Source organism: Stenotrophomonas rhizophila, assembly GCF_020857975.1.
Lineage (GTDB): Bacteria > Pseudomonadota > Gammaproteobacteria > Xanthomonadales > Xanthomonadaceae > Stenotrophomonas > Stenotrophomonas rhizophila_C.
This window is the reverse complement of record NZ_JACWUO010000004.1, coordinates 24,102-47,465: the sequence shown is the minus strand read 5'-3', so window position 1 is coordinate 47,465 and position 23,364 is coordinate 24,102. Positions and strand designations below refer to the sequence as shown.

The following is a 23,364-nucleotide window of genomic DNA, read 5'->3' as shown; positions in this document are numbered from 1 at the left end:
CCAGCCCATGCGGGCTGGCGACATGGTCCTGGAGAAAATGATGCACAACCCGTACCGAACCCTGTTCGCCGCCCCCGGCACCGGCCGCTTCGCGCTGGCCGGCGTGCTGGCGCGGCTGCCCCTGCCGATGACCGGGATCAGCATCATCACCCTGCTCGCGCAACTGCGTGGCAGCTACGCCCTGGCCGGCGCGGTGGCCGCCACCTTCGTGCTGACCTACGCCCTGCTTTCACCGCAGATTTCGCGCAAGGTGGACCGCTACGGGCAATCCCACGTGCTGCCGGTGGTCACTACGGTCAGCGTGGTCGGCATGGCGCTGCTGCTGGCCGCCGCCTGGCGCCAGGCACCGGCCTGGACGCTGTTCGCCGGTGCGGCGCTGGCCGGGTTCATGCCCAGCATGTCGGCGATGGTGCGCGCGCGCTGGGCCGCGCTGTACCGGGGGCAACCGCGCCTGCAGACGGCGTACTCGCTTGAAACCGTGCTGGACGAAGTCACCTTCATCGTCGGCCCGCCGCTGGCGGTGGGGCTGTCGGTGGCGGTCGATCCCCTGGCCGGCCTGCTTACCGCTGCAGTGCTGCTGGCGCTGGGCGTGGCGGCACTGGTGGTACAGCGCGGCAGCGAACCCGCGTTGCACCCGCTCGATCCGGGCGATCGCGATGGGTCGGCGATCGGGGTGGCCGGCGTGCGCCTGCTGGCCCTGCTGATGGTGGCGATGGGCGTGATCGTCGGCACCGTGGATATCGCCAGCGTAGCCTTTGCCGACCAGCGCGGCGCCCCGGGCGCTGCCAGCGCGGTGTTGTCGGCCTATGCGATCGGCTCGTGCGTGGCCGGGCTGGTGTTTGGCGCCACCCAACTGCGCGTGCCGTTGCACCGGCTGCTGTTGTTCGGTGGCGTGGCTACCGCGTTGTCCACCCTGCCCCTGCTGCTGGTGGACAGCATCGCTGGGCTTGCCGCGGCGGTCCTGGTGGCTGGCCTGTTCTTCGCCCCGACCATGATCGTAGCGATGTCGATCGTGGAGCGGCTGGTGCCTGCGCACCGGCTTACCGAAGGCATGACCTGGCTGCTGGCCGGGCTCAACGTGGGCGTGGCGTTGGGCGCTGCCGGCGCCGGACAGGTCGTCGACCTCATCGGTGCCCGCGCCGGATTCACCGTCGCACTGGGCGGCGGTGCACTGGTGGCGCTTACCGCGCTGTGGGCGCATCGCCGCCGGCCCGCGCATACCCCGGCCATCTCGTTGCAACCCGCCAGCACCCACGTTCCTTCTGCAGGATCCGATCAATGAAAACCTCTTCCGCTGCGCGTCCCGTTGCCACGCGGCCGTGGCTGGCGGTGGTTGCCGCCGGCCTGGCCACGTTCTCGGTAGTGACCACCGAAATGCTGCCGGTCGGCCTGTTGACCGACATCGCCGAGCAACTGGGCATCCGCACCGGCACGGTGGGTTTGACCCTCTCGCTGCCCGCGCTGCTGGCCGCGGTGTTCGCCCCGATCGCCGTGATCGCCTCCGGTGGCGCGGACCGGCGCTGGATCCTGGCCGGATTGCTGGCCCTGCTGGTGGTCGCCAACCTCGCCTCGGCGCTGGCGCCGGACATCACCTGGCTGCTCGCCGCGCGCGTGCTGGTCGGGTTCTGCATGGGCGGCATCTGGGCCATCGCCGGCGGCCTGGCCGCCCGGCTGGTGCCGGCCGGGGCGGTCGGGGTGGCCACCTCGATCATCTTCGGTGGCGTTGCTGCCGCATCGGTGCTGGGCGTGCCACTGGGCACCTCGGTCGGCGATCTTGCGGGCTGGCGCTGGGCCTTCGCCGGCATGGCGCTGTTCAGTGCAGCCGTCCTGGCCCTGCACATCGTGGCCATGCCCGCGCTGCCGGTGGCGATCTCGCCCACGCTGCGCCAGCTGCGCGGGCAGCTGGGCAACCGCGCACTGCAGGCAGGCCTGCTGATGACACTGCTGCTGGTCGGCGGCCACTTCATGAGCTTCACCTTCGTGCGCCCACTGCTGGTCGGCGTCGCCGGCGTCGATCCCGACTGGGTCGGTGCGCTGCTGTTCGGCTATGGCGTCGCCGGCATCGCCGGCAACTTCCTGGCCGGTACCGCGGCGGCACGCCGCACTGCGCCCATCCTGGGTACGATTGCGTTGGGGCTGCTGCTCACCCCGGCGCTGTTCCTCACCATCGGCGACACCGCCGTCGGTGGTGCCGCCGCACTGCTGGTCTGGGGCCTGGCATATGGCGGGGTATCGGTCGCACTGATGACCTGGGTGATGCGGGCCGCACCCCATGCCGTTGAAATCGCCAGCGCGCTTTACGTGGGCGTGTTCAACGTCGGGATCGCGCTGGGGTCGTGGACCGGGGGGCAGCTGGTGGACGGGCCAGGCCTGGCCGCGGTGCTGTGGCTGTCGGCCGGGACCTGCGCCGCCGCCCTGGTGCTTGCGGCAGTACTTGCTGCAAGGGAGCGGCCAAGCGCCAAGGCAACGACAAACGCCGGGTAAACCCGGCGTTTGCTGTGCTGCTGTACGCAGGCGCCCGGTTGGGCGCCCTGGATCAGGTCAGATCGACCAGGTCCGGGATCTGCACGTCGGTGGCCACGTCGGCGTCGTAATCCACGCCTTCCACGCCAAAGCCGAACAGGCGCAGGAAATCGGCCTTGTAACCGGCCAGGTCGCTGATCTGGTACAGGTTCTCATCGGTCACCTGCGGCCACAGGGCAACGACCTCACCCTGCACTTCCGGCGCCATTTCCTTGTAGTCCGCGCGCAGGCGGCCGTCGGTGTCGATCAGCTCGACCTTGCCGCCGCCATCGGTGACCAGGTCATGGCGCAGGCGCTCGCTGGCGGTGCCATCGGCCTTGCCGCCGTAGAGGATGTCGTACAGGGTGTCGAGCTGCTCGATGCAGCCCTCATGGGTACCCTTGGCCTTCATCACCTTGAACAGCAGCGACAGGTACAGCGGCATGGTCGGAATGGCCGAGCTGGCCTGGGTGACCACCGCCTTGAGCACCGACACGCGGGCATCCCCGCCGATCTTTTCCAGCTTTTCGCGCAGGCCCAGCACCTTGTTGTCCAGGTCCTTCTTGGCCGCGCCGATCGAGCCGTTCCAGTAGATCGCCTGGGTGATTTCTTCGCCCACGTAGGTGAAGGCGGTGGTGGTGGCGCCATCGGCCAGCACACCGGCCTCCAGCAGCGCATCGATCCACATCTGCCAGTCTTCGCCGCCCATCACCGCCACCGTGCCGGCGATCTCTTCGGGGGTGGCCGGTTCGATCGTGGTTTCGGTGATCCGTTCCTTGTCGGTGTCCAGGCCACGCAGGGTGATCGGCGCGCCGATCGGCTTGAGCGTGGAACTGATCACTTCGCCGGTCCTGGGGTGCTTGCGGCGCGGTGCGGCCAGGCTGTAGACCACCTGGTCGACCTGGCCCAGGTCCTGCTTGATCAGCTCGATGACCTTGGCCTTGACCTCATCGGAGAAGGCATCGCCGTTGACGCTCTTGGCATACAGCCCGGCCTGCCCGGCATACTTGTGGAAGGCTGCCGAGTTGTACCAGCCGGCGGTGCCGGGCTTGGACTCGGTGCCGGGGCGCTCGAAGAACACGCCCAACGTGGCCGCACCGCTGCCGAAGGCGGCGGTGATGCGCGCGGCCAGGCCATAGCCGGTGGACGCGCCGAGCACCAGCACCTTCTTGGGGCCGTTGACGATCTTCGGCTGGGCCTGGATATAGTCGATCTGCTGCTTGACGGCCGCATCGCAGCCGACGGGATGGGTGGTGACGCAGATGAAGCCGCGCACACGCGGTTTGATGACCATGAAGACCTCGAGTGGACTGGCGCAGGCCGGGCCTGCGCGATGAAAGGGGGCAACGCGCGCCACCGGGGCGGCTGCGCCGAACGCATGGGATCGTAGTGCGCGGCGCCGCGCAGCACAACCGACGGGGGTGTATGGCGAGTTGCCTGCCACCGGTGTTGCGAGCGACGGGATGGGAGTGGCGGGACACGCCGTGAACCCATCCCTGGGGGCTCGTGGGCGGCATCCATGCCGCCCAACGGTCCCGCCACTCCCATCCCGCCGCTCGCCCGACAGTTGGTTGCTGGCGGATGGAAGAGCTGCCAAGCATGGCTTGGCTTTACCCGCCAGCCTCCCGCCGCGCAACGGAGGCGCTGCCGCGCCTGTCCGCAGATCGCCCCAAAAAGAAAAGCCGCGCAGGGCGCGGCTTCTCAGGTGCTTCATGTTGCCGGTGGCTTACGGACGACGCTCGAGCGCCTCGATGTCCTTGGCCTTGGGCAGCAGGTCCTGCTTGGTCACCCGCAGTGCGCCGATGGTCAGCATCGGCACGGCCACCAGGATCGAGGACAGCACCACGATCACCGCGCCCACCATGTGGGTCTCGGCCAGGCCTTCCATCGAGGTGCCGCCGTACATGTACAGCGCCAGTGCCGACAGGAAGAACATCACCGCGGTGATCACCGTGCGCGACAGCGTCTGGTTGATCGAACGGTTCAGCACTTCCAGCGGTTCCACGCGCAGGCTGCGGAAGTTTTCGCGGACGCGGTCGAACACCACGATGATGTCGTTGATGGCAAAGCCCATCACCGACAGCAGGCCGGCCAGCACGGTCAGGTCGAACTCGCGGCCGGTGGCCGACACGTAGGCCACCGTGACCAGCAGGTCGAACAGGGCCACGATGCTGGCGGTGATGGCGAACTTCCACTCGAAGCGGAACGCGATGTAGATCAGGAAGCCCACCAGCATGAACAAGGTGGCGTACAGGCCGTTCATCGCCAGGTCCTTGCCGACCTGCGGGCCAACGAACTCGTTGCGCAGGATGGTGGCCTTGTTGTCGCCGGTGGAGATCGCCTTGACCACGGCATCGGCGGTGCGCTGGTCACTGGCCGCATTGCCGGTGCCCGGGGCATGTTCGCCGTGCGGTGCCAGACGGATCAGCAGGTCGGTGTTGCCACCGAAACTCTGCACCTGGGCGCCGTCGAAGCCATTGCCCTCCAGCTTGGCGCGGACGCCTTCGACATCGACCTGACGCTCGAAGCGCGCCTCGATCAGGGTGCCGCCGGTGAAGTCCAGCGCGTAGTTGAAGCCCTTGGTCGCGATCAACGCGATCGAACCCACGAACAGCAGCAGGGTTACGACCAGCGCGGCATGACGCCACCGCATGAAGTCGATCTTGGTGTCGTTCGGGAGGATGTGCAGCGGAAACAGTTTCATGTGCGAGTCGTCCCGTTAGATGGCCACGTTCTGGAGCTTCTTGCGACGGCCGTAGATCAGCGTCGCCAATGCGCGCGACACGGTGATCGCCGTGAACATCGAGGCGAAGATACCGATGATCATGGTCAGCGCGAAGCCCTTCAGCGGACCGGTACCGAAGGCGAACAACGCCACGCCCACGATCAGGCCGGTCAGGTTGGCGTCCAGGATGGTGCCGCTGGCGCGTTCGTAACCGGTGACGATGGCCAGCTTGCCCGGCACACCCGCACGCAGCTCCTCGCGGATGCGCTCGTTGATCAGCACGTTGGCGTCCACCGACAGGCCCACCGACAGCGCCAGGCCGGCAAAGCCCGGCAGGGTCATGGTGGCGCCGAACATCGACATCACCGCCACCACGATCAGCAGGTTGAACAGCATCGCCAGCGAAGTGATCACGCCGAACATGCGGTAGTAGATGCTGAAGAACACCAGGGTGAACAGGAACGCGTAGACCACCGCGGTGATACCGTTCTTGACGTTCTCCGCACCCAGGCTCGGGCCGACCACGCGCTCTTCGACGAAGTCCATGGGCGCGGCCAGCGAGCCGGATTTGAGCAGCTTGGCCAGGTCTTCGGCTTCCTTCTTCTCCAGGCCGGTGGTCTGGAAGTTCTTGCCGAACACCCCGTTGATGTTGGCCACCGAGATCACTTCCTCCTTGACCCGGAAGCTGCGCACTTCCTTGCCGTCGACCATGTTCACGGTCGGGATGCGCTCGGTGTAGACCACCGCCATCGGCTTGTTCACGTTGGCGCTGGTGAAGTCGAACATGCGCTGGCCGCCGACGTTGTTCAGCGTCACGCTGACTGCCGCCGCGCCGTTCTGGTCGGTGGCGGCCTGGGCGGCGACCATCTGGTCGCCGGTGACGATCACCCGCTTGTTGAGCAGGATCGGGCCACGGTTGTCGCGTTGCTGGTAGACCTTGGCCTCCGGCGGGATGCGGCCGCTGGCGATCGCGTCCTGCGCGTTGCCATCGACCACGGCGCGGTATTCCAGCGTGGCGGTGGCACCGATCATGCGCTTGGCTTCGGCGGTGTCCTGCACGCCCGGCAACTGCACCACCACGCGGTCGGCGCCCTGGCGCTGGATGATCGGCTCGGCCACGCCAAGCTGGTTGACGCGGTTGCGCAGCGTATTGATGTTCTGCTCGATCGCGCCGTTGGCGATCTGGCTCAGCTCGGTCTCGGGCACCTTCACCGCAATGCGGTTGTCGGTCACCTCATAGCCCAGCGTGGGCTGCGCCTTGGCCATCACCTCGCGGGCACGGGCCACTGCATCGGCACCGGCCGAGGGGCTGATGGTGGCCAGGATGCTGTTGTCGGCACGACGCTCCACCGACTGGTAGGCGATGCGGGCATCGCGCAGGCTGGTGCGCACGTCTTCGGCGTAGGCGTCCAGGCGCTTGTCCAGCGCGGCCTTCTGGTCGACCTGCAGCACGAAGTGCACACCGCCCTGCAGATCCAGGCCGAGCACCATCGGGCGGCCGCCCAGCTTGGCCAGCCAGTCCGGCACGGTCGAGGCCAGGTTCAGCGCCACCACATAGTTCTCACCCACGCTGTCGCGCAGCGTGTCGCTGGCGGCGGCCTGCGACTGTAGGCCGGCCAGCCGGACGATCAGGCTGTCGCCTTCCTGTTCGGCACCGAGGGTGGTGATCCCGGCCTGCTTCAGATCGGCCAGAACACGGTCGCGCAGCGCATCGTCGATCTGCCCGCCACGGTTGGCGGTGATCTGGACGGCCGGGTCCTTCTGGTAGATGTTGGGCAGTGCGTACAGCGCGCTGAGCGCCAGCACGATCAGGATGACGAAGTACTTCCAGCGTGGAAATTCGAGCATTGCTTGGGTCCCGCGCGGCGCCCGTCCCGGCGCCGCGGTTGTGCTTCGAGAAAGGGGTGGCTCAGTTGGCCGACTTCAGCGTGCCGGTCGGCAGCACGTTGCCCACGGCGCCCTTCTGCACGCGGATGCGCACGTTGTCGGCCACTTCGATGGTGATGAAGTTGTCGCCGATGTCGGTGACCGTGCCGGCGATGCCGCCGTTGGTCAGCACTTCGTCGCCGCGCTTGATCTTCTCCAGCATCGCCTTGTGTTCCTTCTGGCGCTTCATCTGCGGGCGGATCATCAGGAAGTACATGATCGCGATCAGGATGATCGGGAACAGCAGCGTGGTCAGACCCATGCCACCCGGCTGGCCGCCAGCGGCTTGGGCGTGGGCGGCAGGAATCAGGAAAGCGGTCAGGTTCATTTGGTGTCCTTGGGTTGGGAGGCGCCCCGCTGGAAAGGCCGGGCGCGCCGCGAAACGGTGGTCAGCCTGGAAGTATGCCATGGCCCCGGGGGTTCGTCCTCGGGCCGTTTGGCAGGGTCGGCGCGGCATCCGGTGCTGCGTGAAGGCCTTACAGGGCCGGGGTGGCCGCGCCACGGGCCGCGTAGAAGGACTCGCGGAAGGCGGCAAAGGTTCCCGACGCGATCGCCGCGCGCATGTCGGCCATCAGCTTCTCGTAGTAATACAGGTTGTGGATGGTGCCCAGCATCGGGGCCAGCATCTCGTTGCAGCGGTCCAGGTGGCGCAGGTAGGACCGGGTATAGCCGCTGGTGCAGGCGTGGCAGCCGCAGCCCGGCTCGATGGTGTCCATGTCGCGCTCGTAGCGCGCATTGCGGATGCGGACGGTGCCGAAGGAGGTGAAATAGTGGCCGTTGCGGGCGTTGCGGGTGGGCATCACGCAATCGAACATGTCCACCCCGCGGGCGACGCCTTCGACCAGATCTTCCGGCCGGCCCACCCCCATCAGGTAGCGCGGGCGGTCGGCCGGCAGGATCGGGTGCAGGTGGTCGAGCATGGCGTTGCGCTCGTGCTCGGGTTCGCCCACCGCCAGCCCGCCGATGGCATACCCGTCAAAACCGATCTGCTGCAGGCCCGCGGCCGAGCGGCTGCGCAGGTCGTGGTGCACCCCGCCCTGGACGATGCCGAACAGCGCCGCGTCGTTGCCCAGCTCATCGTGCGCGTTGCGGCTGCGCTGGGCCCAGCGCAGGCTCAGTTCCATCGAGGTGCGCGCCACCGGCTCGGTGGCCGGGTACGGGGTGCACTCGTCGAAGATCATCACCACGTCCGAATCGAGCACCTTCTGGATGCGCATGCTCTCTTCGGGCCCCAGGAACACCCGCGCGCCGTCGGTCGGCGAGGAGAAGGTCACCCCCTGTTCGGTGATCTTGCGGCGGTGGGCCAGCGAAAACACCTGGAAGCCGCCCGAATCGGTCAGGATCGGCCCGTTCCAGCGCGCGAAGCCATGCAGGCCGCCATGGTCGGCGATCACGTCCAGGCCCGGGCGCAGGTACAGGTGGAAGGTATTGCCCAGGATGATCTCCGCGCCCAGCGCCCGGATCTGTTCCGGCAGGATGCCCTTGACCGAGCCATAGGTGCCCACCGGCATGAAGGCCGGGGTTTCCACCGTGCCGCGCGGGAAGGTCAGGCGGCCGCGGCGGGCGCGGCCATCGGTGGTCTGGAGCTGGAACTGGAGTCGGGACATGGAGCGGTCATTCGGGCAAATAATTGCCCATTGTCGCCGAAAACGACCGCCGCTGCCCCGCGTCGGTCATTCGGCCTGCGGGAACAGCAGCATCGCGTCGCCGTAGCTGAAGAACCGGTATTTCTCGGCGATGGCGGCGCGGTAGGCCTCGAATACGCGGTCCTTGCCGGCAAACGCCGAGATCATCATCAGCAGGGTACTTTCGGGCAGGTGGAAGTTGGTCACCATCGCATCCACGCTGGCGATCCGGTAACCGGGGGTGATGAAGATCTGGGTTTCCCCCGCATACGGCAGCAGCTCGCCGTCACGCATCGCGCTTTCCAGGGCCCGCACCACCGTGGTGCCCACGCCGATCACCCGGCCGCCGGCGGCGCGCGTGCGGCGTACCTGCTGGACCAGTTCGGCACCCACGTTCAGCCACTCGCGGTGCATCACGTGTTCGCTCAGGTCGTCCACCCGCACCGGCTGGAAGGTGCCGGCGCCCACGTGCAGGGTGACATGGCCGAAGGCCACGCCCTTGTCCTTCAGCGCGGCCAGCAGGGCCTCATCGAAGTGCAGGCCGGCGGTGGGGGCAGCCACCGCGCCGACCTCCCGGGCGAACACGGTCTGGTAGCGCTCGCGGTCGTCCACGCCCGGCTCGCGCTGGATGTAGGGCGGCAGCGGCAGCCGCCCGGCATGCAACAGCCATTGTTCCAGCGCCTCGGCCACCTCGAAGCGCAGCACATAGAACTCGCCGTCGCGGCCCAGCACTTCGGCCTGGCCACCGGCATCGAGGTCGATCCGGCTGCCGGCCTTGGGCGACTTGCTGGCGCCGACCTGGGCACGGGCCTGCTGGCCGCCGAGCAGGCGCTCGATCAGGATCTCCACCCGCCCGCCGCTGGCCTTGTGGCCGAACAGGCGCGCCGGAATCACCCGGGTATCGTTGAACACCAGCAGGTCGCCGGGGTTGAGCAGGTCCGGCAGGTCGCGCACCTGCCGGTGCGCAAAGCCGGCCGGGGCCGGCGGCACCACCAGCAAACGGCTGGCCGAACGCTCGGCGAGCGGGGCCTGGGCAATCAGTTCAGGCGGCAGTTCGTAGTTGAAATCGGACTTCTTCAAGGCAGCGCACGGCAACAGGTCGACAATGCCGGCCATTGTACGGCCGGCTCCCGGCAGCGAGGCAGCGTTGACCGAACGTCGCGCAAAATGCTGCTTTGCAACAGTTTTGACGGGGTTATCGCGCCAAAAGCCGCGTGCTAGCATCGAGCCGGAAGTCTGATGCACGAGCAGGAATGCCCGAAGCGCGCGCGAATAGACGCGCGTTTTGCTTTTCCGTCGTGCCGCCATCGTTTCAGGAGATCTGCAATGAGCTTCATCGAACGTCTCGCCCCGCTTCGCGCCCAGCCCGGCACCCGTCTTACCACCGGCCTGGATGACGCCACCCTCGAACGCCTGGCCACCGGCCACCCTGCCGTGGTCGCCGCCATCGATGCCGCCGCCGCCGAGTTCGAGCGCGTGCGCGCCGATCTGGGCGACCTGCTGGCCCTGGACGAGCGCGCCCAGATCGAGGCCATGCAGGACGGTTTCGTCAATTTCTACGCCGACGATGCGGTCACCCCGTACGTCGCCCTGGCCGCCCGCGGCGCCTGGGTGGTAACCCTGAAGGGCGCGGTGCTCTACGACGCCGGCGGCTACGGCATGCTCGGCTTCGGCCACACCCCCGACGCGGTGATGGCGGCGATGGCCGCCCCGCAGGTGATGGCCAATGTGATGACCCCCAACCTGTCCCAGCACCGCTTCGTGCAGGCGCTGCGCCAGGAGATCGGCCACCGCCGCGGCGGCTGCCCCTACACCCACTTCATGTGCCTGAACTCCGGCTCGGAGGCGGTCGGCCTGGCCGCGCGCATCGCCGATGTCAACGCCAAGCTGCAGACCGACCCGGGCGCCCGCCATGCCGGCGCGAAGATCAAGCGGGTGGTGGTCAAGGGCAGCTTCCATGGCCGCACCGACCGCCCCGGCCTGTATTCGGATTCCAGCCGCAAGACCTATATGCAGCACCTGGCCAGCTACCGCGGCGAAGACAGCGTGATCGCCATCGCCCCCTACGACGAAGAGGCGCTCAAGCGCGTGTTCGCCGAGGCCGAGCAGAACCACTGGTTCATCGAGGCGGTGTTCCTGGAGCCGGTGATGGGCGAAGGCGACCCGGGCCGCTCGGTACCGCCGGCGTTCTACGCGCTGGCCCGCGAGCTGACCGGCCAGCACGGCAGCCTGCTGCTGCTCGATTCGATCCAGGCCGGCCTGCGTGCCCATGGCGTGCTGTCGATCGTGGACTACCCCGGTTTCGAGCAGTTGGCCCCGCCGGACATGGAAACCTATTCCAAGGCGCTCAATGCCGCCCAGTTCCCGCTGTCGGTGCTGGCCGTGACCGAACACGCCGCCCAGTTGTACCGCAAGGGCATCTACGGCAACACCATGACCTCCAACCCGCGGGCGTTGGACGTGGCCTGCGCGACGCTGTCGCTGCTGACCCCGCAGGTGCGCGAGAACATCCGCGTACGCGGCGCCGAAGCGGTGCGCAAGCTGGAGCAGCTCAAGGGCGAGCTGGGCGGGCTGATCACCAAGGTGCAGGGCACCGGCCTGCTGTTCTCCTGCGAACTGGCCCCGCAGTTCAAGTGCTACGGCGCCGGTTCCACCGAGGAATGGCTGCGCAACCACGGCATCAACGTGATCCATGGCGGCGAGAACTCGCTGCGCTTCACCCCGCATTTCGGCATGGACAGCGAGGAGCTGGACCTGCTGGTGGGGCTGGTCGGGCGGGCACTGAAGGAAGGCCCGCGCCGGCAGCAGTCGCAGGCCGCCTGAGGCCGCCAGCCACACCGGGCCCGGCGCCGCCGGTCGGGCCGGGCTTGGTCCCGGCCGGGCGCACGGGCTAACATCGGCGCCCGCCTGCGCGGAACCAAACCCCCGTCACGAGACCGGAACAGCGGTCATCGGCGGGGCTTTTTCGTTTCCGCCGCTACGCCTTGTGAACACAGGAAGATTCCATGAAGTCGATTTGCGTTTATTGCGGCTCCAACGCCGGCAGCAAGCCCATCTACACCGAACGCGCCATCGCCCTGGGCGACCGCATCGCCCGTGACGGCCTGCGCCTGGTCTATGGCGGCGGCAACGTCGGCCTGATGGGCACGGTGGCCAATGCCGTGCTGGCCGCCGGCGGCGAGGTCACCGGGGTGATCCCCCAGCAGCTGGCCGACTGGGAAGTGGCCCACCGTGGCCTGACCGAGCTGGAAATCGTCGGCTCGATGCACGAACGCAAGTCGCGCATGTTCGAGCTCTCCGATGCCTTCGTCGCCCTGCCCGGCGGCTTTGGCACCATGGAGGAAATCTTCGAGATGCTGACCTGGCGCCAGCTGGGCATCGGCAACAAGCCCTGCGCCTTCCTGGATGTGGACGGCTTCTACGCGCCGCTGATCGGCATGATCGACCGCATGGTCGAGGAGCGTTTCCTGCACCCCGAGCAGCGTGCCGACCTGTGGTACGGCGCGGACATCGACGCCATGCTGGACTGGATGGGCGCCTACCAGCCGGCGCAGGCGTCCAAGTGGATCGATGAGAAGCGGCGCAACGCGCTGGTTTGATTCAGGCGAACGTATCCATCGGCGCCGGCCGGCCGAGCAGGTAGCCCTGGCCGTAGTCGCAGCCCAGCTGCAGCAGGGTCTGGCGCTGGGCATCGGTCTCGATGCCCTCGCCCACCGTTTCGATGCCCAGCGTACGCGCCAGCGACAGCACGCCCTGCACCAGCGCATAGGTGCTCTGCAGCTCCTGGCCATGCAGGCCGGCGATGAAGCTCTGGTCGATCTTCAGGGTCGAGATCGGGAAGCGGTGCAGGTAGGACAGTGCCGAGAAACCGGTCCCGAAATCGTCCAGCTGCACCAGCACCCCACGTTCGCGCAGGGTCTGCAGCACGCGCAGCGTGCGCGGACCATCGTCCAGCAGCGCCACCTCGGTGATTTCCAGCCGCAGCCGTTGCGGGTCGGCGCCGGCGGCGTCGATCAGGCCGAACAGCCGGCTGCTGAAATCGGCCGAACGGAAATGCCGTGGCGACACGTTCACCGACAGGTAGCCCTCGCCGCCGCGCGCCAGCTGTTCGATCACCTGTTCGTACAGCAACCAGTCGACCTGCTCGATCAGGCCGCTCTCCTCGCCCAGGTCGAGGAAGGCGCTGGGCAGCAACAGCCCGCGCCGCTCATGCTGCCAGCGCAGCAGCGCCTCGTAGCCGATCACCCGGCCATCGCCCAGGCGCACGATCGGCTGGTAGTACGGCAGGAAATCGCGGTTGATGATCGCCCGGCGCAGGTCCGCTTCCAGGTCCAGGCTGCGCATCGCCTCCTCGCGCATGGCCTCGTCGAACACCGCGCAGCGGTCCTTGCCCTGGGCCTTGGCCCGGTACATGGCCGCATCGGCGTCGCGCACCAGCTCTTCGCCATTGCGGTAGCGCGGGTTCCACATCGCAATGCCCAGGCTGCCGGACGGGAACAGTTCGCGGCCCTGCACCCACATCGATTCTTCCAGCGCCACCAGCATGCGCCGGGAAAAATCGCGTGCCGATTCCAACCCGCGCTCGCATCGCAGCAGGATCGCGAACTCATCGCCGCCCAGGCGCGCGACCACGTCATCGGCGTCGACCATCGACACGATGCGCTTGGCCACCTCCACCAGCATCTTGTCGCCGGCCGCATGGCCGATGCTGTCGTTGACCAGCTTGAAGCGGTCCAGGTCCAGGAACAGCACCGCGAACGGCGGGCCGCCCGGGGTGCGCGCCCGCACGATCGCATCCTCCAGCCGGTCCAGCAGGTGCAGCCGGTTGGGCAGGCCGGTCAGCGCATCGTGCATGGCCTGGTGGGTCAGCCGCTGTTCGGCGCGCAGCCGCTCGCCGATCTGGCCGAGCAGCTTGTCGTTGACTTCGGCCAGCTCGCGGGTGCGCTCTTCCACGCGTTTTTCCAGCTCGGCGTGCGCATTGCGCAACCGCTCCTGGTCGCGCTGGCGGGCCAGCCCGTTGCCGATGTTCTGCGCCACGAAGGTCAACAGCCGCTGGTCGTGCGCGGTGAAGCTCACTTCCGGCGAATAGCTCTGCACCACGATCACCCCGACCACGTCGTCGTCGCTGAGCAGCGGCACGCCCAGCCAGCAGTGCGAGCGCGCGCCGAATTCGCGCACGTGCCCGGCATCGCGCAACGCGTCGATGTGCGCACGCGTGGCCAGCAGCGGCTGGCGGTTGCGCACGATGAATTCGGTCAGGCCCTGGCTGAACGGACGCGGCGCACGCGCCGGGTTGTACTCGTCCACCGAGTAGACGAAATCCAGCCCGTCGCCGCCCTCGTTGACCAGCGCGATGTAGAAATTACGCGCGTCCAGCAAGGTCCCGACCACCCCGTGCACCTGCACGTAGAACTGCGCCAGGCTGGCCGCGCTCATCGCCATTTCGGCGATGTTGAACAGCGCCAGCTGCAGCTTCTCGGCGCGGCGGCGTTCGACCACCTCGTCCTGCAGGCTGCGGTTGGCCCGCTGCAGTTCCAGCGTGCGCCGCTCTACCTGGCGCTCCAGCTGCACCTGCGCCTGGCGGCGGTCCATCGCGGTCAGGATGTGCTGGGCCACATAGCCCAGCAGGGTGCGGTCGGCCTCGTTGTAGCGCACGCGCTGTTCATAGCTCTGCACCACGATCGCGCCGCACACCCGGCCCTCGCGCAGCATCGGCACGCCCAGCCAGTCCAGGCTTTCCGGGCCGTGCAGCGGGTCGTACTGGTCGTTCAGCGCCGCCAGCAGTTCGTTGGACGGGCCACTCAGTGGCTGGCCATGGCGCAGCAGCGCGAAGGTCAGGCTGCGCGGCATTTCGTGCTCTTCGTAACTGCGGTCCGGGTCGGCCACGAAATTGTCGCGCTGGTCGGCGAAATACAGGAAACGCACCCGCCGGCGCACGTCGTCGTACTCGACGATGTAGCAGTTCTGCGCATACATCAGGGTGTTGAGCACGCGGTGGAAGTGGCGCAGCATCTCGGCCATTTCCAGGTCGGCGCCGGCCAGGTCGGCGATCTCGTACAAGGCCTGCTGCAGCCGCTTGGAGGTTTCCAGCGAGCGGATCTGCTCGCGCTGCCGGGCCAGGGCCACCGCATCCTGCAGCCATTGCCGGGCCACCGTCCACCAGCCCTCGTCCGGCCCCTGTGCACCGGCGCCCAATGCCCGCACGGCCAACTCGCTGCCATGGTGCTGCCAACGGCGCAGGGCCGGCTGCTGCGGCCCGAGCGCGCCGCCCAGCAGGGCCTCCAGCGTCGCCGTGGCGTCCTGCGGCAGCGCCGGCTCGGCCTGGCAGCCCTCGCCCAGGCCGGGATCGGACCACGCCAGCGCCACCTGTGCGCCGGCCGGCAGCAACGCGCACAACGCCCGCGCCAGTGCCGCGCATACCACGGCGTCACGGTCGGCAAGCCCTGCGGGCGTCACGGTATGGCTGGACACGTCGTTGATCTCTTGTGGCACCGGATGTCCGGCACCTCCCCTGGCCCCGAGCATAGCGCGCGCACCGGGGGGCAATGGAAGAGCGGCAACCCCGATCATCGCCGATGGACGTTGTTGGAGGTGTCCCTTGCCATTGCCCCGGCCATGCCGCTGCCCGCCCCCCTGCCCGTCCCGGTCCGCTATGCCAAATCCCGCCCAGCGCTTACTCTGTGCGCCGTGGACGCCGCTGCCCTGCCAACCGACGAAGCACTGATGCTGGCCTGGGCCGGCGGTGAGCTGCGCGCGTTCGAAACGCTGTATGCGCGCCACCGCAGCCGCCTGTACAGCTTCCTGCTGCGCCAGCTGCGCGATGCGGCGCTGGCCGATGAAATGTTCCAGGACGTCTGGCAGCGGGTGATTGCCGCCCGTGCCGGCTGGCAGCCCGAGGCCGCCTTCACCACTTGGCTGTTCCGGATCGCCCACAATCGTCTCAACGATCACTGGCGTGCCGCGCGGCACCGGCCGCCGGCGCCCGGTGACGCCGACGAGCGGGTGGCGCGGATGAGCGATACCCGCACCCCGGAGACGCAGCTGTCGGACTTCGAACAACGGCGCCGACTGCAGCTGGCGATGGAACAGCTGCCTGAAGAACAGCGCCAGGTCCTGCAGTTGCGCCTGGAGCAGGAACTGAGCCTGGAGGACATCGCAGAGATCACCGGCGTGGGCCGCGAAACGGTCAAATCGCGCTTGCGCTATGCGATGGACAAACTACGCGCAGGGTTGAGCGAATGAACCGGATCGAACCGCTGACCGCCGAAGAACGCGAGCTGGCGCGCCTGCTCGGCCGCGCCACGCCGGTCGCGCCACCAGCGGCGCTGGATGACGCCGTGCTGGCCGCCGCGCGCGCCGCCGTGCAGGCGCCGCCGGCGGCCAGCATCGTGCCGGCCGCTGCCGTGGCGTCGGGCAAGCGCTCCGCACGCCCGCGCTCGCGCCTGCCGGCCGCCCTGGGCCTGGCCGCCTCGGTGGTGTTCGCGGTCGGTATCGCCTGGCAGCTCAAGCCCGAACCCCCGCAGGTGCCGGCGCTGGAAGCCACGGCACCGGCCCCGACAACGGCACCGTCACCAGCCCCGGCCGTTGAAACCGCTGAAGACGTCGACGCCGCCGACCGGGCGCCCGCCGCGGCCCGCGCCCGGCCCCAGGCCGCGCAGGCGCCGGTGGCCGAGGCCTTGCCGGCACCGGCGCCGGTCGCAGCACCGGTCGCGCCGCCAGCGGCGGCGCCACTGGCCCGGCAGGCACCGCCCAGGCCTGCACCGTTGCCGGCTCCGATGGCCGCCCCGCCAGCACCGGTGCAGGCCGATGCGATGGACAGCATGGCTGCGCCTGCGCATGACCAGGTCGAGCTCACTGCCGCGCAGGCGGCAGCCGATACCGCCCGGCTCAAGCACGCCGAGGCCGCGCCGGCCGCCAGCGGCCAGGCCGCGCGCACGGCCAGTACGATGCGCCGGGCCGAGGCCTCAGTCGCGCCCCAGGGAATGCTGTCGTCCCATGCGGTGGAGGCCGCCGTCGCCGCCGACGCCGCGCTGCCGCGCAAGCAATGGCTCAAGCGCATCCGCGAACGTCGCGATGCCGGTGACGTGGATACCGCGCGCGCCAGCCTGGAACGCTACCTGCAGCACCACCCCGAAGTGCGCGTGCCGCACGATCTGCGCCAGCTGCTGGACAACTGAGGGGCATGTGACGGCCAACGGTCGTCCCCTACAATGGTGGGAATGCCCGATACGCTCGCCAGCCCCGTCAGCCACAGCCTGGAAATCAAGCACAGCCGCTTCACCGCCCAGGCCGCGCCGATCGCCGATGCCGCCGATGCGCTGGCGTTCCTGCAGCAGGTCGCCGTGGCCGATGCCACCCACAACTGCTGGGCCTACCGCCATGGCGGCGCGTACCGTTCCAGCGATGATGGCGAGCCGGCCGGTACCGCCGGGCGGCCGATCCTGGCCGCCATCGATGGCCAGGGCCTGGACCGGGTGATGGTGGTGGTGACCCGCTGGTATGGCGGCATCAAACTGGGTGCCGGCGGCCTGGTCCGCGCCTATGGCGGTACCGCCGCCGAATGCCTGCGCACCGCGCCACGCCAACAACTGATCGCGCTGGCCGAGCTGAGCGTGCAGGCCAGCTTCGATGACTTGGGCATCCTGCACGCCGCCCTGGCCAGCCATACCGCCGAAAAACTGGCCGAAACCTTCACCGCCGCAGGGGTGGAACTGCAGGTGCGCCTGCCCGCCGATCAGATCGACCCGTTGAAAAACCGCCTGCGCGACGCCACCCGTAATCGTATCCGCATCGAAACATGCACCGAACCAGGCCACCTGAATGACTGATACCCCCACCCCGCAGGCCCCGGCCATGCGCCGGCTTGGCAGCCTGGGCACGCTGTGGCCGTTCGTGCGCCGCCATTCCGGGCTGTTCGCTGCCTGGCTGGTGGCGCTGGCGTTGTCTTCGGTGGCCACGCTGAGCCTGCCGCCGGCGGTCAAGCTGATGATCGACCACGGTTTCAACGACAACGGCCAGATCAACCGCGCCTTCGCGCTGCTGTTCCTGGTGGCGGTGCTGCTGGCCCTGGCCACCGCGGCGCGGTTCTTCTTCGTGTCGCTGCTCGGCGAAAAGGTAGTGGCCGACCTGCGCAGCCGCCTGTACGCGCACCTGATCGCGCTGGGCGCCGGCTTCCACGACCGCAGCCGCAGCGGCGAACTGGTTTCGCGCCTGACCGCCGACAGCGAACTGCTGCGCAGCGTGATCGGCTCGACCATGTCGGTGGCCCTGCGCAGCAGCGTCACCGTGATCGGCAGCTTGGTGATGCTGTTTGTGACCAGCCCGACACTGGCGGCCTGGTCGCTGGTCGGCATCCCGCTGGCGGTGCTGCCGATCATCATCGGCGCCCGCCGGCTGCGCAAGATTTCGCGCGCCAGCCAGGACCGCATCGCCGATGCCAACACCCTGGCCGCCGAAACCCTGGGCGCGGTGCGCACCGTGCAGGCGCATGCACGCGAACCCTACGAGCGTGGCCGCTTCAATGCCGCGCTGGGCGAATCGATCAAGGCCGCCCGGCGCCGCATCGGCGCGCAGTCGATCGTCACCGCCAGCGCGATCGTGCTGGTGTTCGGCGCGATCGTCGGGGTGCTGTGGCTGGGCGCGCATGACGTCATCGACGGCCGCATGAGCCCGGGCACGCTGGGCCAGTTCGTGTTGTATGCGCTGATCGGCGGCGGTTCGGTCGGCGCCCTGGCCGAGGTCTGGAACGAACTGCAACGCGCCTCCGGCGGCATGGGCCGGATCGCCGAACTGCTGCAGGAAGAAATCGAGATCACCACCCCGGCCGATCCGCAGCCGCTGCCGCAGCCGCTGCGCGGCGAGATCCGCTTCGAAGACGTGGTCTTCCATTATCCGCAGCGCCCGGACACCGCCGCGCTGGCGCATTTCGACCTGCACGTGCGCCCGGGCGAGACCGTGGCCCTGGTCGGCCCGTCCGGTGCCGGCAAGAGCACGGTGCTGTCGATGCTGCTGCGCTTCCACGACCCGTCGGCTGGCCGCATCCTGGTCGATGGCGTGGATGTACGCCGGGTCGACCCGGCCCAGCTGCGTGCGCAGATGGCGCTGGTGCCGCAGCAGCCCACGCTGTTTGCCAGCACCGCGCTGGACAACATCCGCTATGGCCGCCTGGAAGCCAGCGATGAGCAGGTGCAGCGCGCGGCGGCCGCAGCCGAGGCCGACGAATTCCTGCAAGCCCTGCCCGAGGGCTACCTGAGCGAACTGGGCGAACGCGGCGCGCGCCTGTCCGGTGGCCAGCAGCAGCGCATCGCGATCGCGCGCGCCCTGCTCAAGGATGCCCCAATCCTGCTGCTGGACGAAGCCACCAGCGCGCTGGATGCGCAGAGCGAGCGCGCCGTGCAGCAGGCGCTGGAGCGGCTGATGGCCGGGCGTACCACGCTGGTGATCGCCCATCGCCTGGCCACCGTGCTCAAGGCCGACCGCATCGTGGTGATGGACCATGGCCGCATCGTCGCCCAGGGCACCCACGCGCAGCTGCTGGCCGAGGGCGGGCTGTACGCCGAACTGGCACGCCTGCAATTCATCGATTGATGACGGGCCGGTAACACCTGGCATCGCATCCTGCAGCCCATCACCAAGATGCGCTGCAGGAGGTGTTTCATGTCGTTCCGACAGTTCCCCGCCACCGACGCCAACGGCGACGATTACGTCATCATCGAATTCAAGGATGAGCCGGCCGATGCGGCCGCAGGCAACGGCCAGGGCGCGCGTTACGAACTGGCCGATGGCCGCCACCTGATCCGCGACGGCCGGGAGTTCCGCACCGCCGGCGGTGAGCTCACCCTCGTCACCTGAGGCGGTCGAAAAAAGTTGCACGGATGTTGGTCAAATTTTGACCAAGCATCTTGACAGCCTTTCAGTGCAAGGCGCCTGCGCACTTATCCACATGTTTGTGCGCAGATCATCCACACCCCCTGTGGATGAATGTTGCAATGCACCGTGTCAGCGCGGAAGCACGCGGCCGATGCCGGAGGCGTCGATTTCGATCGCGGCCGCCTGCAACGCGAGGGCATCGCTGCCCGCCACGAACCCGACCCGGAAGTGCACTTCACCGCCGGGCGTGCGCGAGGAATGGATCGAGGCCAGGCTGACCCGATGGCGTTCGAACACGTGCAGCAGTTCGCGCAGCGAACCGGGGCGGTCCTCGGGCAGGTGCACGCTGATCGCGTTGCGCTCGGTCAGGTCGGCCAGCAGGTAACCGACCCGCTCGAAGGTGTAGTTGCCGGCGGCCAGCACCGCCTCGCCCTGGCTGGCGCGGTTGTCCAGCAGCAGCTGCTGGCGGAATGCGGCGCGCGCGGCATCGTCGCCCTGCCCGACCTGCGCACGCAGCTGCTGCAGCTGCGCCAGCAGGCGGTCCAGCATCGGTGCCACATGCGGATTGCCGAACTGGATGTCTTCGTAGATCGCCGGATTGAGCGAGAGGATGCGCGCGATGATCGCGGTATCCAGCTCGAACGATGCCGACCGGTACGGCATCAGCGCCGGCAACGCGCCCAGGATCGGCGCGTACTCGCGCAACACGCCGGCCTGGGCCAAATGCGTGGCATGCACCATCGCCTGGACCAGCGCCATGACCTGATCGTGATGCTCGGGCGTGGCGCGCACGCACTCCGCTTCCAGTGCGTCGCACAGCTGCTGCACGAACGGCTGCCACTGCGACAGGCGCGCCTCACAGACCACCATCACCCTGCCCTTCAGCGTGGGCGCCTTGGGCGGGGCCGTCATCGGATGCAGGCCCACCACCTCGGCCTGCGAGGCGAGCATCGCCTCCACCGGTGCGGATTTGACCGAGGTGACATCCAGCCACAGGCGACCGGCTTCACGACCCGCCGATCGCGCGGCGTACGCGGCGATCAGCGCGGGCGTGTGCCGGATCGGTGCGGAGAAGATCAGCACCTGCGCGCGTTCGAGCAGGGTCTCCGGGCTGTCCGACTGCGGATCGGCTGGATCGTGGCCGATCACCTCCAGACCCAGGCGCTGCTCCAGGAACCGGCGCAGCCAGCGCCCGTAGGCACCGGCGCTGCCGACGATGCCAACGACCACTGCGCTCACGCGATGCGCTCGGGCACGAAGCGCGCCGGCAGTGCCAGCGCGGCCGGGGCGGCGGCCAGCACGTCGAATTCTTCATGGCCGTTGGCCAGGGTGGTCTCCAGTGCCACGTGCACGCCGGCGATCGCCCGCGAGATCGCCTGTTCGATGGTTTCGCCACGCAGCAGGAACGCGACCAGCAGCGACATCAGCACATCGCCGGTACCGGCCACGTCCACCGGCAGGTGCGGCGAGGTCCAGCGCCAGATCGCGCCGCGGCTGACCGCCAGGGTCACCAGTTGGCCCGGCTGGCCACCGACGCTGTGCGCCAGCACCCATTCCGGGCCGCGCGCCAGCAGTACCTGGGCGGCGGCGATCGCATCGGTTTCGGCCAGGCTGGACATGCCGGTCAGCCGGCCCAGTTCGAACGCATTGGGGGTAACCAGCCAGGCATGCGGCAGCAGCCGCTCGGCGAAGATGGCCTCCAACCCGGGCTCCACATAGGGGCCGGTGTGGGTATCGCCGATCACCGGGTCCAGGCAGTAGCGCAGCTGCGGGCAGGCCGGCAGCACCTGGTCGAGCCAGTCGGCGAAGGCCGCGCCATTGCCGACGCTGCCGAAGTACCCGGACACCAGCATCCGTGCCCGCTGCGGCAGGCCGCGCTCGGCGGCGCCCTGCAGCAGTTCGGCGAACCAGTCCGCCGGCAGCACGCGGCCGCGCGTGGTCGGGTAGAACGGCGCATTGCTCAGCAGCGTGGTCGGCACTTCGGCCACGCGCACGCCCAGCGCGCGCAGCGGCGGCACCGCCGCGCTGTTGCCGGCATGGCCGTAGACCAGCTGCGACTGTACCGAGATGACGTCGACCGGCGACGGACCGTCCGGACGCTGGCGGCGGCCGTGGACCAGGTGGCTTTCGAGGGATTCGTTCATGCGGGCATTTTACGCCTGCCATGGCACCGGTAGTGCCGGCCGCTGGCCGGCAACCTCATGAACGTCTGAACCAAGAGCAGCGTCTTGCTTCTCCGCATGGGAGGAGGACGGGCGGCCCCATGCGGGACACGCCGTAAACCCATCCCTGGGGGCTTGGCGAAAACATCCATGTTTTCGACAGTCCCGCATGGGGCCGCCCGCCCTCCTCTGGTGAGAATCAGGAGTGCGGACGGTAGAGCACATGCCGTACGGCCGATAGGTCCGACCCATGCTCGGACGCATCACGCCTGGATGTGTTTTTTACGAGGTCATCCGATCCCAGAAGCCCTTGACCCCGTCGATGAAGGTCGCCGACTTCGGCGAATGCTTGCGCGCTTCCTCGCCGGTGAAGGTGGTTTCAAACTGCTCCAGCAGCTTGCGCTGCTCGGGGGTGAGGTTGACCGGGGTTTCCACCACCACGCGGCAGTACAGGTCGCCTTCGCTGCGGCTGCGCACCGAGCGCACGCCCTTGCCGCGCATGCGGAACAGCTTGCCGGTCTGGGTTTCGGCCGGGATGCGGATTTCCGCATAACCGCCCAGGGTGGCCACGCGCACGGTGTCGCCCAGCGCGGCCTGCGAGATCCGGATCGGCACTTCGCAGTGCAGGTCGTCGCCGTCGCGCTGGAAGATCGCATGCTCGCGCACCCGCACTTCCACGTATAGATCGCCCGGCGGCGTCCCGGCCGGGCCGGCCTCGCCTTCGCCGGACAACCGGATGCGGTCGCCGGTGTCCACGCCTGCTGGCACCTTGACCGACAACACCTTGTCTTCCTCGACACGGCCGTTGCCGTGGCAGGTCTTGCACGGGTTCTGGATGATCTTGCCGCGCCCGTTGCAGTTGTGGCAGGCCTGCTGCATGGCGAAGATGCCACGCTGGATGCGCACCTGGCCATGGCCGTTGCACACGCTGCAGGTATCCACCTTGCCGTCTTCGGAACCGCTGCCGTGGCAGTCGTCGCACTCGGCCAGGGTCGGAATCTCGATGCGGCGTTCCACGCCCATCACCGCTTCTTCCAGGTCCAGCTCCATCACATAGCCGATGTCGGCACCGCGACGCGCCTGGCGCTGGCCGCCACCGCCGCCACCTCCGAAGATGTTGCCGAAGATGTCGCCGAAGATATCGCCCATGTCCGGGCCGCCCGGGCCGCCACCACCGCCGCCCATGCCATGCTCGAACGCCGCGTGGCCGTGGGCATCGTACATGCGCCGCTTGTTGCCGTCCGACAGGGTCTCGTAGGCCTCCTTGCACTCCTTGAAGGCGGCTTCGGCGGCACTGTCACCGGGGTTGCGGTCCGGGTGGAACTTCATCGCGCAACGGCGGTAGGACTTCTTCAGTTCTTCGTCGGTGGCGGTGCGGGACACGCCCAGCACTTCGTAGTAATCGCGCTTGCTCATAGCTTGAATCGGTATCCGGAAGTCGGGATTCGTCAAAGCGGAAGAGCGGAACCAGGTCCGCTCTTTCGTCGTGCGCCCCGACAAGCCGTACTACGGCTGCCAGGACCTGGGGAAAACGACAACGGGACGTTGCCTGCGC

Annotated in this window: 19 protein-coding genes; 9 read left to right on the top strand and 10 right to left on the bottom strand. The window is 68.5% G+C overall.

Annotated features, from left to right (window positions below; translation table 11 throughout):
* Positions 1 to 40: 40 nt before the first annotated feature.
* Both IC535_RS05320 and IC535_RS05315 read left to right on the top strand, forming a co-directional pair.
* The gene (locus IC535_RS05320; RefSeq protein WP_228885199.1) at positions 41 to 1,282 is read left to right on the top strand and encodes an MFS transporter; all 1,242 of its coding nucleotides are present in this window, start codon (positions 41 to 43) and stop codon (positions 1,280 to 1,282) included.
* Positions 1,279 to 2,484, top strand: a complete 1,206-nt coding sequence (locus IC535_RS05315; protein WP_228885200.1) for an MFS transporter — start codon at positions 1,279 to 1,281, stop codon at positions 2,482 to 2,484. The genes IC535_RS05320 and IC535_RS05315 overlap by 4 nt, the downstream gene beginning before the upstream one ends.
* Positions 2,485 to 2,536: 52 nt before the next feature.
* Here IC535_RS05315 and fabV read toward each other — a convergent pair whose 3' ends face one another.
* The 6 genes from fabV to queA form a co-directional block, all read right to left on the bottom strand.
* Complete coding sequence (fabV, locus tag IC535_RS05310; protein ID WP_228885201.1) at positions 2,537 to 3,796, bottom strand: enoyl-ACP reductase FabV; 1,260 nt, start codon at positions 3,794 to 3,796, stop codon at positions 2,537 to 2,539.
* A 432-nt stretch (positions 3,797 to 4,228) separates the two neighbouring features.
* Positions 4,229 to 5,206, bottom strand: coding sequence for a protein translocase subunit SecF (gene secF / locus IC535_RS05305; protein ID WP_228885202.1), 978 nt, complete (start codon positions 5,204 to 5,206; stop codon positions 4,229 to 4,231).
* 15 nt (positions 5,207 to 5,221) lie between these two features.
* A complete protein-coding gene (gene secD / locus IC535_RS05300; protein ID WP_228885203.1) occupies positions 5,222 to 7,075 on the bottom strand; it encodes a protein translocase subunit SecD in 1,854 nt (617 codons plus the stop codon).
* 61 nt (positions 7,076 to 7,136) lie between these two features.
* Positions 7,137 to 7,481 (bottom strand): preprotein translocase subunit YajC, encoded by a 345-nt coding sequence (yajC, locus tag IC535_RS05295; protein WP_228885204.1) that lies wholly within the window; start codon positions 7,479 to 7,481, stop codon positions 7,137 to 7,139.
* Positions 7,482 to 7,629: 148 nt separating this feature from the next.
* Entirely contained in the window at positions 7,630 to 8,760 is a 1,131-nt protein-coding gene (gene tgt, locus IC535_RS05290; RefSeq protein ID WP_228885205.1) for a tRNA guanosine(34) transglycosylase Tgt, read from the bottom strand.
* A gap of 66 nt (positions 8,761 to 8,826) precedes the next feature.
* Positions 8,827 to 9,894: a tRNA preQ1(34) S-adenosylmethionine ribosyltransferase-isomerase QueA gene (queA, locus tag IC535_RS05285; RefSeq protein ID WP_228885206.1), complete on the bottom strand. Its 1,068-nt coding sequence runs from the start codon at positions 9,892 to 9,894 to the stop codon at positions 8,827 to 8,829.
* Positions 9,895 to 10,104: 210 nt separating this feature from the next.
* On the opposite strand from queA, the gene IC535_RS05280 reads away from it, so the two are divergent.
* Positions 10,105 to 11,601, top strand: a complete 1,497-nt coding sequence (locus IC535_RS05280; protein ID WP_228885207.1) for an aminotransferase class III-fold pyridoxal phosphate-dependent enzyme — start codon at positions 10,105 to 10,107, stop codon at positions 11,599 to 11,601.
* Between the two features lie 182 nt (positions 11,602 to 11,783).
* A complete protein-coding gene (locus tag IC535_RS05275) occupies positions 11,784 to 12,377 on the top strand; it encodes a TIGR00730 family Rossman fold protein (protein ID WP_228885208.1) in 594 nt (197 codons plus the stop codon).
* A 1-nt stretch (position 12,378) separates the two neighbouring features.
* Here the strand turns inward: IC535_RS05275 and IC535_RS05270 are convergent, their stop codons facing one another.
* Positions 12,379 to 15,258, bottom strand: a complete 2,880-nt coding sequence (locus IC535_RS05270) for a bifunctional diguanylate cyclase/phosphodiesterase (protein ID WP_429000332.1) — start codon at positions 15,256 to 15,258, stop codon at positions 12,379 to 12,381.
* Positions 15,259 to 15,501: 243 nt separating this feature from the next.
* Here IC535_RS05270 and IC535_RS05265 point away from each other — a divergent pair, with 243 nt between their 5' ends.
* From IC535_RS05265 to IC535_RS05245, 5 genes are all read left to right on the top strand, one after another.
* Entirely contained in the window at positions 15,502 to 16,020 is a 519-nt protein-coding gene (locus IC535_RS05265; protein ID WP_228885209.1) for an RNA polymerase sigma factor, read from the top strand.
* Positions 16,017 to 16,955, top strand: a complete 939-nt coding sequence (locus IC535_RS05260) for a hypothetical protein (protein ID WP_228885210.1) — start codon at positions 16,017 to 16,019, stop codon at positions 16,953 to 16,955. Before IC535_RS05265 ends, IC535_RS05260 begins: the two co-directional genes overlap by 4 nt.
* Positions 16,956 to 16,997: 42 nt before the next feature.
* Positions 16,998 to 17,606 (top strand): IMPACT family protein, encoded by a 609-nt coding sequence (locus tag IC535_RS05255; RefSeq protein ID WP_228885211.1) that lies wholly within the window; start codon positions 16,998 to 17,000, stop codon positions 17,604 to 17,606.
* Positions 17,599 to 19,365: an ABC transporter transmembrane domain-containing protein gene (locus IC535_RS05250; RefSeq protein ID WP_228885212.1), complete on the top strand. Its 1,767-nt coding sequence runs from the start codon at positions 17,599 to 17,601 to the stop codon at positions 19,363 to 19,365. Before IC535_RS05255 ends, IC535_RS05250 begins: the two co-directional genes overlap by 8 nt.
* Before the next feature lie 69 nt (positions 19,366 to 19,434).
* Positions 19,435 to 19,629, top strand: a complete 195-nt coding sequence (locus tag IC535_RS05245) for a hypothetical protein (RefSeq protein WP_228885213.1) — start codon at positions 19,435 to 19,437, stop codon at positions 19,627 to 19,629.
* Between the two features lie 147 nt (positions 19,630 to 19,776).
* Here the strand turns inward: IC535_RS05245 and IC535_RS05240 are convergent, their stop codons facing one another.
* From IC535_RS05240 to dnaJ, 3 genes are all read right to left on the bottom strand, one after another.
* On the bottom strand, positions 19,777 to 20,886 hold the full coding sequence (locus tag IC535_RS05240) for a prephenate dehydrogenase (protein WP_228885214.1): 1,110 nt from the start codon (positions 20,884 to 20,886) through the stop codon (positions 19,777 to 19,779).
* Complete coding sequence (gene pdxY, locus IC535_RS05235; RefSeq protein WP_228885215.1) at positions 20,883 to 21,791, bottom strand: pyridoxal kinase; 909 nt, start codon at positions 21,789 to 21,791, stop codon at positions 20,883 to 20,885. Before pdxY ends, IC535_RS05240 begins: the two co-directional genes overlap by 4 nt.
* Before the next feature lie 300 nt (positions 21,792 to 22,091).
* On the bottom strand, positions 22,092 to 23,225 hold the full coding sequence (gene dnaJ, locus IC535_RS05230; protein WP_228885216.1) for a molecular chaperone DnaJ: 1,134 nt from the start codon (positions 23,223 to 23,225) through the stop codon (positions 22,092 to 22,094).
* Positions 23,226 to 23,364: the final 139 nt, after the last annotated feature.